This window comes from Exilibacterium tricleocarpae (assembly GCF_007004655.1).
Taxonomy (GTDB): Bacteria; Pseudomonadota; Gammaproteobacteria; order Pseudomonadales; family Cellvibrionaceae; genus Exilibacterium; species Exilibacterium tricleocarpae.
The window spans coordinates 115,308-127,345 of sequence record NZ_ML660101.1 but is presented as its reverse complement, the minus strand read 5'-3'; the positions used below and the strand labels follow the sequence as shown (position 1 = coordinate 127,345).

Here is a 12,038-nt window from a genome sequence, read left to right as displayed (position 1 = left end):
CCGCACCGGGCTCAAAGCCGGGGCGGACATCTGTTTATTCTTAATAGCAACTCTTTCATAAAAGAGTTAGTCACCTGTGTCAACAACTCAGCAAATCGGGCGAGTCATACATGAGCCGAGACGAACAACCGTTAAAACCCTGGGGCGGTCGATTTTCCGAAGCCACCGATGCCTTTGTGGAAAGATTTACCGCCTCCGTCGGTTTTGACCAGCGCCTCTACCACCACGATATCAGCGGCTCTATCGCCCATGCCACGATGCTGGCGCGGGTCGGCGTGCTCACCGAAACCGAGTGCCGGGAGATCGTCGACGGGCTCGAGGCCATTCGCGGGGATATCGAGGCCGGCACCTTCAACTGGTCGGTCAGCCTCGAGGATGTGCATATGAATGTGGAGGCGGCCCTCACCGAGCGGATCGGCCCAACCGGGAAAAAACTTCACACCGGCCGCTCCCGCAACGACCAGGTGGCCACCGACATACGGCTCTATCTGCGCGATGAAATCGACACTGTCGATGCCGAGCTGACCCGTTTGCTGACCGGTTTGCTGGACCTGGCGGAGCGGGAAGCCGGTACCATCATGCCCGGTTTCACCCACCTGCAGACGGCGCAGCCGGTAACCTTCGGGCACCATCTGCTGGCCTGGTTTGAAATGCTGCAGCGCGACGCCGGGCGGCTGGCCGACTGCCGCAAGCGGCTCAATCAGTCACCGCTCGGGGCGGCGGCACTGGCCGGCACCACCTACCCGATCGACCGCGCTTACACCGCCGAACTGCTCGGCTTTACCGCGCCCACGGAAAATTCCCTCGACTCGGTCAGCGACCGGGATTTTGGCGTCGAGTTCTGTGCTTTTGCGGCGCTGTTGATGACCCACCTGTCCCGGGCCAGCGAGGAGCTGGTGCTGTGGGCTTCGGCGCAGTTCGATTTCATCGCACTGCCGGACCGCTTCTGCACCGGCTCTTCCATCATGCCGCAAAAGAAGAATCCCGACGTGCCGGAACTGGTAAGGGGCAAGACCGGGCGGGTCAACGGCCATCTGGTCAGTCTGCTGACGCTGATGAAATCCCAGCCCCTGGCCTACAACAAAGACAACCAGGAAGATAAGGAACCCCTGTTCGACACCATCGACACGGTCAAGGACTGCCTGCGGGCCTTCGCCGATATGGTGCCGGCCATCGAGGCCAACCGGGAGGCCATGTACGCCGCCGCCAAACGCGGCTTCGCCACCGCCACCGACCTGGCGGACTATCTGGTGGGACGCGGAATCCCTTTTCGTGATGCACATGATATTGTCGGAAAATCAGTGGCTTACGGTATAGACCAGGGTAGAGATTTGGCGGAGATGACACTGCAGGAGCTGCAACAGTTCTGCGCTATCATCGAGGCGGACGTGTTCGATGTGCTGACCCTTGAGGGTTCAGTGGCCGCCCGCAACCATATCGGCGGCACCGCGCCCAGTCAGGTGCGCGAGGCAGTGGGGCGGGCCCGCAGGCGGATCGCTGCCGGCTAGGCAGCGCAGCGGCTGCAAAACAGCCGCTAAAAAAGGGGTTCATGCACAAAAGTTTGGCAATTTGGTAACGTAGAACGCATTTGGTTTAAAGCATAACCACGGCCGGGATATATACTCATATTATGCAGCCGCAAAAGATTTCCACCGAATCTATCGACGAAGGACTCGATCGCAAACTCTTAAGCGCCATTAGAACCCGCTTTTTGACACTGAACGAAGCTCGTATCGAGCGCACCCGTTCGGCCCTGGCCGAACGCCAGCAGATCTTTCTGGATTTGCTGCCGCTGCTATTTCACACCAATCACCCGATGCTGCCCGGCTATGTTTCCCACCAGACGCCCTGCGGCGTAGCCGCTTATACGCCGTCGGCCGAGGAGCTGCAACTGGCCCGCAGTCTCGCCCGCAGCTTTCACCAGCACCGCGAGCCCCATAAAAAGCGCCAGGTACAGGCGCTGTTCATCATGGGCAGTGTCGGCACCGTCGCTCACAGCGATAGCAGCGATATGGATATCTGGGTGTGCCACAAACCGGGACTGGAGGCGGCGGCGCTGTCGGACCTCGATCACAAGTGCCAGCAACTGAGTCGCTGGGCGGCGCAACTGGGCCTGGAGGCCCATTTCTTTTTGATGGACTGCGAGCGCTTTCGCAAGGGTCACCTCGCCAGTCTCGACAGCGAGGGCAGCGGCAGCGCCCAGCGCTATCTGCTGCTCGACGAATTCTACCGCACCGGTCTGTTGATCGCCGGGCGCGCGCCACTGTGGTGGTTCAATCCCACCGGCCGCGAGCGGGACTACGACACCTACACCGAAACACTGCTCGGCAAACGCTTTATGCGCGCGGCAGATGTAGTCGACTTCGGCAGTATAGCGGCCATTCCCGGCGGCGAGTTTATCGGCGCCGGCGTCTGGCAGCTCTACAAAGGTATCGAGTCGCCTTACAAGTCAGTGCTGAAATTAATGCTGCTGGAGTGCTATGCGGCGGAACACCCGGATATCTCACCGCTGTCGTTGACGTTCAAACAGCTTATCTACGACGGCCATACCGATGTCAATGAGTTGGACCCCTACGTCATGGTGTACCGGCGTCTGGAAACCTACCTGACCTCGCGCGAGGAGTTCGAGCGACTGGAGCTGCTGCGCCGCTGTTTTTACTTCAAGGTCAACAAACCCCTGACCAAGGCGCTGACAGGGCGCACCAAATCCTGGCAGCGGTCACTGCTGGAAAAACTGGTCAAGGAGTGGGGATGGGATGCAAACCAGTTGCGCCTGCTCGACGCGCGCCCGCAATGGAAGGCCCAGCAGGTGATGGAAGAGCGCCAGTTGCTGGTCAACGAGTTCACCAACAGCTACCGGTTTCTGGTGGATTTCGCGCGCCAGACCCATATCAACGCCGCCATCAGTGCCGAGGAGCTGAATATCCTCGGTCGCAAGCTGCACGCCGCCTTCGAGCGCAAGGCCGGCAAGGTTGAATGGATCAACCCGCATATCTCTCAGGATTTGAGCGAGCCCTTCATTACATTTGTCGAGGAAAAGCGCGAAGTCGTCGGCAGCTTCCAGCTCGGCACCGTCTGGACCGCCTACGCCGAGGCACCCTCCGGCCAGCCGTTTCAAACCGAGCAGGCAATCAAGCAGAGTCGCGACCTGGTGGAGCTGATCACCTGGTGCCACTGCAACGGCGTGCTGACCCAGCAAACCCGCTGTGAGGTATCCTCGTCGCTGGACAATCTGTCCGCCGGTGCTCTGCTGCAAACCCTGCAGGCGGTGCAGCGCTGGCTGCCGCTGCCGCTCAGCCCCGTCCCCCACGAGAGTTTTCAGCACCAGGCCTATTCCCTGTCGCTGCTGCTGCTGATCAACGTGGGTACCGACCCGCACCACCACCTGCACCAAAAAGGCATCCACCGGCTCAGCGGCCACGTCGATCCGCTGGGGTTCAGCGGCCTGCGGGAAAACCTGATTTCAACCATCGACCTGATCAGCCTGAATTCCTGGAACGAAGTGGGCACCCACCACTTCGGCAATCACGCGCTGCTGAACTGCCTGCTGCACTACCTGCGCCTGACCCCGCCGGATTCCAATCGGCCACTGCCGCAACTGACCATTCGCTGCCTGAACACCAATCGGGGGGTGGCCATCAGCCAGCGGGTGGAGGAGTTGCTGCGCGATGTCGCGGCCTGTTTTTACAGCGGCACACGGCCGTCCAATACCCGCTACCTGTTTGAGATGTCGGGCGACTATTACAGCCTGCAGTTTCGCGACAACCAGCCCCATATCAGCCACCTGCACGACAATGAAGGCCTGATGGAGCATCTCGGCCAGGCGCAGGCGAGCTACAGTCCGTTGATGGTGGATCGCTACGCCCTGCGCGGCAATCCCCTCAGCATCATCGCCGATCTCGCCAATGACACTGCCATCCAGATTTTTTACCGGCAACTGGACGACACCGAGGCGGATGTCTATGTGGTGGATGAGAAAGGGTCGATCCTGCAGATGCGGGCGCCCTTTCTCAATCACCAGACCCTGCTGCGGCCGCTGCACCGCTTTATCCGCGCCGTTATCGACCGCCAGAGTGTCGAGTCCGATCTGTTGCAGGACGGCTTCGGTATCTATCCGATAGACTTTTATGAATTGATGTCCGGTGCCCAGGGCACCACTCACTGCGAGCGGCGCAGCGTCAACACCGATTTAAACAAGCTCAACTTCTTCAATGTGCAGGTGATCGCCGATATCAATTATACGGGCGAGATCTGCTACACCATCTACTGCGATCAAAAGGAATTCAGCGAGTTGGACTTTGGTGAAAACCTGTTTGATGCTGTGGCCCAGCATATTCTTTCACGCCGCAGCAACGATGAGCGCTATCCCTGCCATATCACCGATCTGGACCTGTCCAACTGCCGCATGCAACTGGCCCCGGAGGGCCGGCTGCAGATCAGCCATTACCTGCGGATTAAGGCCGATCTCGAAATGCAGTTGAATCTTTCGCTGCAATCGGTTTGATAAGGGTTGCGTTTACTGTAGCAAGGATGTGCCAAGGGCCGGCCGGTCCCCTTCGTGCCGCCGGAAGTGGTGCCTGAAGGAAGGGGAGTGGCACCATTCTAGGGGGACAGGTAAAACCTGTCCCCGCACCGTGCCGCGGGCGGGAGTGCCTCAAGAAAGGGGAGTGGCACCAGTCTGCGTCTCTGTACCACAACGGGACGCAATTGCCTGAACCTCACGCCAGCCGCTATACTTGCCCGCTTTGGCTTGACGCAAGGTTACCACCCTATGGGCCGTCCGATTTTCTCCTCCACAACCGCACTGCTATTGGCGTTGGCGCTGGTCGGCTGCGGTCAAAAAGGTCCACTGTACCTGCCGCAGCCGGCAACCGACCCGCAACCTTCTGGCAGTCAGGAGCCTTCGACCAATCGAGAGCCCTCAGCTAATAGAGAGCCCTCAGCCAATCGAGAGCCCTCAGCCAATCGAGAGCCCTCAACCGAAAAAGAGAGGGAAGAGCCTACCGAAGCCCGACTCAAGCCCACAGTCAAACCGCCCGCCCCCACTGTCCGGTAGCACCGGGCCGGCCCCGTTTACTCCCCTGGCGACACTGTCCATTGATAACCACGAACGAGAAGGACGAGAGCGACATGCAAGATTTTCACTACCGCGACGGTGAGATGTACGTCGAGGACGTCCCCCTCGAGGCCCTCGCCAGAGACCATGGCACGCCCACCTACGTCTACAGCCGGGCCGCCCTGACCCGCGCTTACCAGGCCTATGCCGAGGCGCTCGGCGACCATCCCGGGATGATCTGCTACGCGGTCAAGGCCAATTCCAACCTGGCGGTGCTGCAGGTACTGGCACAGCTCGGCGCCGGCTTCGATATCGTCTCCGGCGGCGAGCTGCAGCGGGTAATGCGCGCCGGCGCCGATCCCGCCCGGGTGGTGTTTTCCGGCGTGGGTAAAACCGCCGCGGAAATGACCGAGGCACTGCGCGCCGGGGTGCACTGTTTCAATGTAGAATCGGCGGCGGAGCTGGAGGTGCTGGCGCAGGTGGCGGCGCAGATGGGGCGCACCGCCAGGGTGTCGCTGCGGGTAAATCCCGATGTCGACGCCAACACTCATCCCTATATCTCCACCGGCCTCAAGGAAAACAAATTCGGGGTGGATATCGATCAGGCCCGCGACGTCTACCGGCGGGCACAGGCGTTGCCGAGCCTCGAGATCATTGGCATCGATTCTCATATCGGTTCACAACTGACCGAGCTGGCGCCGTTTCTCGACGCCCTGGACCGGATACTGGCGCTACTGGATCACCTGGCCGAGGACGGCATCGCCATCCGCCACCTGGACCTGGGCGGCGGCCTGGGGGTCACTTACCAGGATGAGGACCCGCCCTCCCCGGCCACGTATATCAACGCCGCCAAAGCCCGTCTCGGAGACAGACAAGTAGAGTTGGTTTTCGAACCCGGCCGCTCCATTGCCGCCGCTGCCGGTGTCCTGTTGACCCGCGTCATCTATCTGAAACCAACGGCGCAGCGCAATTTCGCCATTGTCGATGCCGCCATGAACGACAATATTCGCCCGGCGCTGTATCAGGCCTGGCAGGATGTAAAGCCCATAAGACCCCGCAACGGCACCGCAAATACCTGGGATCTGGTCGGCCCCGTGTGCGAAACTGGTGACTTCATCGCCAAGGATCGCCAACTCAATCTTGAGGTCGGCGACTGCCTGGCGATGATGGTGGCAGGTGCTTACTGCTTTGCGATGAGTTCCAATTACAACAGCCGCGGCCGTGCCGCGGAGCTGTTAATCGACGGGCAACAGGTCCACGTGGCACGGGTACGGGAGGACTTCGACCACCTCGTGCGCGGGGAACAGTTGTTGCCGCAATCGCCGGTTTGAACGCGCCGAAAAGCGCCGGAATAAAGGCCGGAATAAAGGCCGGAATAAAGAAAGTACCCTGAAGGACGACTATGCGCCTACGTTTCACCAAGATGCAAGGCCTCGGCAACGACTTCGTGGTGGTCGACGCCATCAGCCAGCGAATCAAACTCACCGGCGAGAAGGTGCGCAAAATTGCCGATCGACGTTTCGGCGTAGGTTGCGATCAACTGCTGGTGGTGGAGGTGCCGAACAACCCCGAGGTCGACTTTCACTACCGGATCTACAACGGCGACGGCACCGAGGTGGAGAACTGCGGCAACGGCGCCCGCTGCTTTGCCAAATTCGTGCGCGAGCGCAAATTGACCGGCAAGCATCGCATTGCGGTGGAGACCGCCACCGGCATCATGGTGTTGCAGGTACGGGCCGACGGTGGGATCAGTGTCGATATGGGGGTACCGGGCCTGGCACCGGCCGACTTGCCCTTCACGGCCCCGCAGCGGGCCACCACCTACCCCCTTGCCCTGGACCACCAGACTCGCCTGACCATCGCCGCCGTCTCCATGGGCAACCCTCACGCGGTGACCCGGGTAGAGGATGTGGCAAGCGCCGATGTGGCGGGACTGGGCCCCCGGGTCGAGTCTCACCCCGATTTTCCCCGTCGCGTCAACGCCGGTTTTATGCAGGTGCTGTCACGCACCGAAATCAACCTGCGTGTCTACGAGCGCGGTGCCGGTGAGACCCTGGCCTGCGGCACCGGCGCCTGCGCCGCTGTAGTGGCAGGCCGCCTACAGGACCTGTTAGACTCAGAGGTAAAGGTCAACCTGCCGGGGGGGAGTCTGTCCATTGCCTGGCCGGGAGAGGGGCAGGCAGTGACTATGACCGGTCCGGCAACTACAGTTTTCCACGGGCAGATAAAGATCTAATGAGTGATCACACCATCATTGACCGCGATACGGTCCTGAGCGAAGAGCAGGTCAGCGAGTTTCTGCGCCAGCATCCCGATTACTTCGTAAAAAATCCCGGACTGCTCGCCGACCTGCGCCTGCCCCATGAGAGCGGCGGCGCCATCTCCCTGGTGGAGCGACAGGTATCGGTGCTGCGCGAACGCAATATGGATATGCGCCACCGCCTGAGCAAACTGCTCGATAACGCCCGCGACAACGACAAGCTGTTTGAGAAAACCAAACGCCTGATTCTGGCCCTGCTCGAAGCCCAGGACCTGGGCGACCTGGTGGATGCCCTGTTCTACAGCTTCGACAACGAATTCAACATTCACTTCACCACCCTGCTGTTTTACGGCGATCCCGCCCGCCTGCCGTCGACGGCGGCGCGGGTAGTCAGTATCGGCGAGGCCCGCGCCCATATCGGCCAGGTGCTGAAAACCAACCGCGCCATGTGTGGCAGCATGAGCCCGGCGGAGCGCCGCTTTCTGTTTGGCGACAGCGCTGATCAAGTGGGTTCCACCGCCATAGTGCCGCTGATTCACGGCAATGCGTTCGGGCTGCTGGCGATCGGCAACCGCGATCCGAAGTACTATCGCTCCAGCATGGGCACTCTGTTTCTGAGCTATATCGGCGAAGTGCTCAACCGCATGCTGCCGCCGAAACTGTTGCGGCGATGAGCGAACCGCTGCCGTTACAGCGGGAAAATCTGGCGTTCCAGCGTTACCTGGTGACCGAGCGGCAGCTTTCACCCCGCACGGCCGCAGCCTATCAGCGCGATATCGACAAGTTGCGCCACTATTGCGCCGAGCAGGGTATTGAGCGCGTGGCCGATATCCGGCCTTTTCACCTGCACCAGAGTCTGGCAACCCTGCACCGCCGCGGTCTCGGAGGCAAAAGCCTGCAACGCTGGCTGTCGGGGCTGCGCAGTTTTTTCGAGTTCTGCCTGCGCCGGGGCTGGCTCAAGGCCAATCCTGCCGCCGGCATCCGTGCACCCAAAAGTGCCAGAACCCTGCCCAAGACCCTGGATGTGGATCAGGCCGGCCAGTTTGTCAGCCTGCCCGGCAAGCGTGCTATCGACTGCCGCGACCGCGCCGTGGTGGAGCTGATGTACTCCTCGGGATTGCGACTGGCGGAACTGGTGTCGCTGGATATCGCCGATATCGACCTGGCCGACGCCAGCCTGCGGGTGCTGGGCAAGGGCAACAAAACCCGCCAGCTGCCGGTCGGTAAAATGGCCTGCCGGGCCCTGCGGGACTGGTTGCGGGCACGTGCAGAGCTGGCCGGCGCCGGCGAACCGGCCTTGTTTGTCAGCCGGCGTGGCGGCCGCCTGCAGCCGCGCAGCGTGCAGCAACGCCTGCAGCAGATCAGTCAACGCCAGGCCATGGAACAGCCGGTGCATCCGCATATGCTGCGCCACTCGTTCGCCAGCCATATGCTCGAATCGAGCGGTGACCTGCGCGCTGTGCAGGAATTGCTCGGCCACGCCAATATCAGCACCACCCAGGTCTATACCCATCTCGATTTCCAGCACCTGGCCCGGGTTTACGACGCGGCCCATCCGCGGGCCCGGCGTACCGGCAATGCAGAAGGCGGTGTAACAGATAACCTGGAGCCGCCTGAAAACCGTCCCGAGGCACCCCAGTGACCGCTGTCAAACTGATAACCTTCGATCTCGACAATACCCTCTGGCATGTGGACGAGGTGCTGCGCAAAGCCGAACAGGCGGTGTACGGCTGGTTGCAGCACCACTGCCCCACCCTCACCGGCGCCTACTCGGCCGAGGCGTTGTTTGAGGCCCGGGTTGCCTATTGGAAACAACACCCTGAATTCAAGCACCAGATCAGCATTATGCGCCGCTCATCGCTGGCGCACCTGTTGGAGGGCTGCGGTTACAGCGCCGCCGAGGCGCGACAGCACAGTGATGAGGCATTTGAGCTGTTTATGGACTTTCGCCACCGGGTGACCTTCTTTGACCATGCGCTCGGCGTGGTCGAGCAGCTCGGCCGGCACTACCAGCTCGGTATCCTCAGCAACGGCAATGCCTGTCCCCGGCGGCTGGGTATCGACAACTACTTTGATTTTCACTACAGCGCTGAGGCCCTGAATGCCAGCAAGCCGTCACCGGTGCCGTTCACGACCGCGCTCGAGCACGTTCAAGTCGAGGCGCGCCAGTGTATCCATATCGGCGATAGTCCGCGGGACGATATTCTCGGCGCTGCGGCCCTGGGTATACAGACGATTTGGGTGAATCGCGAGGGCGAGCCCTGGCGCGAGTCGAGCTGCAGGCCGGATGCCGAGGTTGCGTGTCTCAGCGAAATACCGCAGGCAGTAGCTGACATCGAACAGCGTCTCTCTCGGCGGCACGGTGCGGGGACGTAACTTTAGTTGCGTCCCCCTAGAATGGTGCCACTCCCCTTTCTGGAGCCACCTGTTTGGTCTACTGCGATTTCTTTTTGTCTTCAAGCTGACTGTAAGCGCTCTTAGCGGCACCGTGCCACCGAAAGCAGTGCTGTTTGAGAGTACGTGGTCCCGCTCAAGGGGGACAGGTAAAACCTGTCCCCGCACCGTGCCGCCGGGAGAGATGCCAAAGGAAAGTCCTTGGGACAGGCATCGCACCAGCCAACCTAAATAGGCCGACTGCCATAACTACTGTTCGGCTTTTTCGGCGGGTCCGCCGTCACATGAGGGTCCACACGGTCGATCTTGCCGCCCTGGCTGAGAAACTTTTCAACCTCATCCTGTAACTGCCCGCGCAAGCGGTCACGTGAAGACACACTGCGTCCCTCCGCGTGGTCATCTCTACTACCAAAAAACTCTTTCTCGACACCAGCGTCACCATCGCGCGCCGGAGGATTCTTCGTTGCCATGCGATCACCTAACCAATTAAATCGGGCCTGGTTCTGCCGGTTACAAGACACTACCGGCAAGCGTCGCCGCTTAGCTGCAAGCTTGCGCGCCGAGCGAGAATATTTATAGCGCAGCAGTGTTTCTTCGCCAGTCCCGCACAGGACAATTTTTAGGCTAATTTGATCTTAGCTCGCCGATCCTCCCAACCCTGGGTTATTTATGCGGCCGATGGCATCATATATTTAATTTACAACGTAAACTTTATGACCTAGCATCCCCCGATGGCCCGCAAATCGCTCAGTCCAGATCAAATCAACCGCTTTCGCGACCAATTTTGCGACACGGCCTATGAGCTGTACAAAAACGCCGACTACGATGCCGTCAGCATGCGCGGTATCGCCAAAGCCATGCAGTGCAGCCCGATGATGGCCTATCGCTACTTCGCCAACAAAGACGCCGTCTTCGCCGCCCTGCGCAGCCGCCTGTTCGGCCAATTGGGCAAGTACCTGGAGCAGGTACCGGCACAGCTCGATCCGCTGGCACGCCTGGAGGGCCTGGCACTCGCCTATATCCGTTTCGCCCGCGAGCACCCCCACGCCTACCGCCTGCTATACGTGGTGCACCGACACCAGTTACCGGCACCTCCACAGACCGAGGCGGCCCAGGGACACACCGGCAACATGCTGTTCGCCGCCACCCGGCAGGCGGTGGACCGCGGCTGCCTGCGCGGCGACCCGGCCACCCTGGCGCACCTGTTTTGGGCCGCCGTCCACGGCCTGGTGTCGCTGCACCTGGCCGGCCAGCTCAACCAGGGCGTCGGTTTCGACGACCTGCTGCCGGCGATGCTGCGGTCGCTGCTGCAACAACACAGCGATATCAATGCAATCGCCGGCACCTGACACCGGGCACAATTTTCACAACAGCCAAGAGTTGAGGTAAAACATGAGTAACTATAAAGGAAAAACCGCCGTCATCAGCGGCGGCGCCGAGGGCATCGGCCTGGCCATCGGCCGCGCCCTGGGCCAACAGGGGATGAACGTGGTGTTGGCCGATATCGACACCGCGCAGCTGGCCGTGGCGCAGGAGCAATTGTCCGCCGAGCAGATTCCGGTCCTGACCCTACCTCTGGATGTCGCCGTGGAGAGCCAGTGGCAGGAGGTCGCCCGCCAGACCCTGGCGCACTTCGGCAAGGTGCATATGCTGGTCAACAACGCCGGCGTCGGCGGTATTCCCGGCAATGCCGAACATACCGATGAGGCCGGTTGGCGCTGGACCATCGACGTCAACCTGATGGGGGTGGTGTACGGCGCGCAAACCTTTATTCCGCTGCTGAAACAACAGGGCGAGGGCGGTTGGGTCATCAATGTGGCCTCCATGGCGGGCATGGCCGGCACCCCGTTTGCCGGTCCCTACACCGCCACCAAGCACGCGGTGGTAGCGCTGTCGGAAGCCTGGCGCGAGGAACTGAAGTCACGCGAGATCAAAGTGGCCGTGCTGTGCCCGGCTTTTGTGAAAACCCGCATTCACCAGTCGCACCGCAACCGCCAGGCCCGCTATGCGCCCGATCAGCCGCCCTCGGAAAAGCAAATGAAAATGGCCAGCGGCGCCGCCGTGGCAGTTGAGAATGGAATCGATGTGAACATTATCGGCAAGCGGGTGGTGGAGGCGCTGGACCAGGGTGAATTCTATATTTTCTCCCACCCCAATTACCGGCCCATCACCCAGCAGCGCGCCGCCGCCATAGATGCAGCATTTGAGCGCGCCGCCAAGAGTCCGCTGCTACAGCATATCGTCGATCAGGAGATAGTGACGTTTTAAACCTGTTACATTTTAGGCTTGGCATGGCCTTGCGAAGCCGGTCTGCCAGACCCGGTGGAC

General features: G+C 60.9%; 11 protein-coding genes. 10 read left to right on the top strand and 1 reads right to left on the bottom strand.

The window, feature by feature from the left end:
• Window positions 1-110 precede the first annotated feature (110 nt).
• From argH to FKG94_RS20790, 8 genes are all read left to right on the top strand, one after another.
• The gene (gene argH / locus FKG94_RS20825; RefSeq protein ID WP_142928873.1) at window positions 111-1,508 is read left to right on the top strand and encodes an argininosuccinate lyase; all 1,398 of its coding nucleotides are present in this window, start codon (window positions 111-113) and stop codon (window positions 1,506-1,508) included.
• 122 nt (window positions 1,509-1,630) lie between these two features.
• Window positions 1,631-4,504: a class I adenylate cyclase gene (locus tag FKG94_RS20820; RefSeq protein ID WP_142928872.1), complete on the top strand. Its 2,874-nt coding sequence runs from the start codon at window positions 1,631-1,633 to the stop codon at window positions 4,502-4,504.
• A gap of 267 nt (window positions 4,505-4,771) precedes the next feature.
• Window positions 4,772-5,056: an LPS translocon maturation chaperone LptM gene (lptM, locus tag FKG94_RS29610; RefSeq protein ID WP_142928871.1), complete on the top strand. Its 285-nt coding sequence runs from the start codon at window positions 4,772-4,774 to the stop codon at window positions 5,054-5,056.
• A gap of 74 nt (window positions 5,057-5,130) precedes the next feature.
• Window positions 5,131-6,387 carry a diaminopimelate decarboxylase gene (lysA, locus tag FKG94_RS20810; protein WP_142928870.1) on the top strand — a complete coding sequence of 419 codons (1,257 nt, stop codon included), beginning with the start codon at window positions 5,131-5,133 and terminating at the stop codon, window positions 6,385-6,387.
• 71 nt (window positions 6,388-6,458) lie between these two features.
• Complete coding sequence (gene dapF / locus FKG94_RS20805; RefSeq protein WP_142928869.1) at window positions 6,459-7,292, top strand: diaminopimelate epimerase; 834 nt, start codon at window positions 6,459-6,461, stop codon at window positions 7,290-7,292.
• Window positions 7,292-7,990 carry a DUF484 family protein gene (locus FKG94_RS20800; protein WP_142928868.1) on the top strand — a complete coding sequence of 233 codons (699 nt, stop codon included), beginning with the start codon at window positions 7,292-7,294 and terminating at the stop codon, window positions 7,988-7,990. The genes dapF and FKG94_RS20800 overlap by 1 nt, the downstream gene beginning before the upstream one ends.
• A complete protein-coding gene (xerC, locus tag FKG94_RS20795; protein WP_142928867.1) occupies window positions 7,987-8,958 on the top strand; it encodes a tyrosine recombinase XerC in 972 nt (323 codons plus the stop codon). Before FKG94_RS20800 ends, xerC begins: the two co-directional genes overlap by 4 nt.
• Complete coding sequence (locus FKG94_RS20790; RefSeq protein WP_142928866.1) at window positions 8,955-9,692, top strand: HAD family hydrolase; 738 nt, start codon at window positions 8,955-8,957, stop codon at window positions 9,690-9,692. Before xerC ends, FKG94_RS20790 begins: the two co-directional genes overlap by 4 nt.
• A gap of 245 nt (window positions 9,693-9,937) precedes the next feature.
• Here the strand turns inward: FKG94_RS20790 and FKG94_RS20785 are convergent, their stop codons facing one another.
• Entirely contained in the window at window positions 9,938-10,180 is a 243-nt protein-coding gene (locus tag FKG94_RS20785; RefSeq protein WP_142928865.1) for a hypothetical protein, read from the bottom strand.
• Between the two features lie 261 nt (window positions 10,181-10,441).
• On the opposite strand from FKG94_RS20785, the gene FKG94_RS20780 reads away from it, so the two are divergent.
• Both FKG94_RS20780 and FKG94_RS20775 read left to right on the top strand, forming a co-directional pair.
• Window positions 10,442-11,059 carry a TetR/AcrR family transcriptional regulator gene (locus tag FKG94_RS20780; protein WP_142928864.1) on the top strand — a complete coding sequence of 206 codons (618 nt, stop codon included), beginning with the start codon at window positions 10,442-10,444 and terminating at the stop codon, window positions 11,057-11,059.
• Between the two features lie 43 nt (window positions 11,060-11,102).
• On the top strand, window positions 11,103-11,978 hold the full coding sequence (locus tag FKG94_RS20775) for an SDR family NAD(P)-dependent oxidoreductase (RefSeq protein ID WP_142928863.1): 876 nt from the start codon (window positions 11,103-11,105) through the stop codon (window positions 11,976-11,978).
• The last annotated feature ends 60 nt before the right edge of the window (window positions 11,979-12,038 follow it).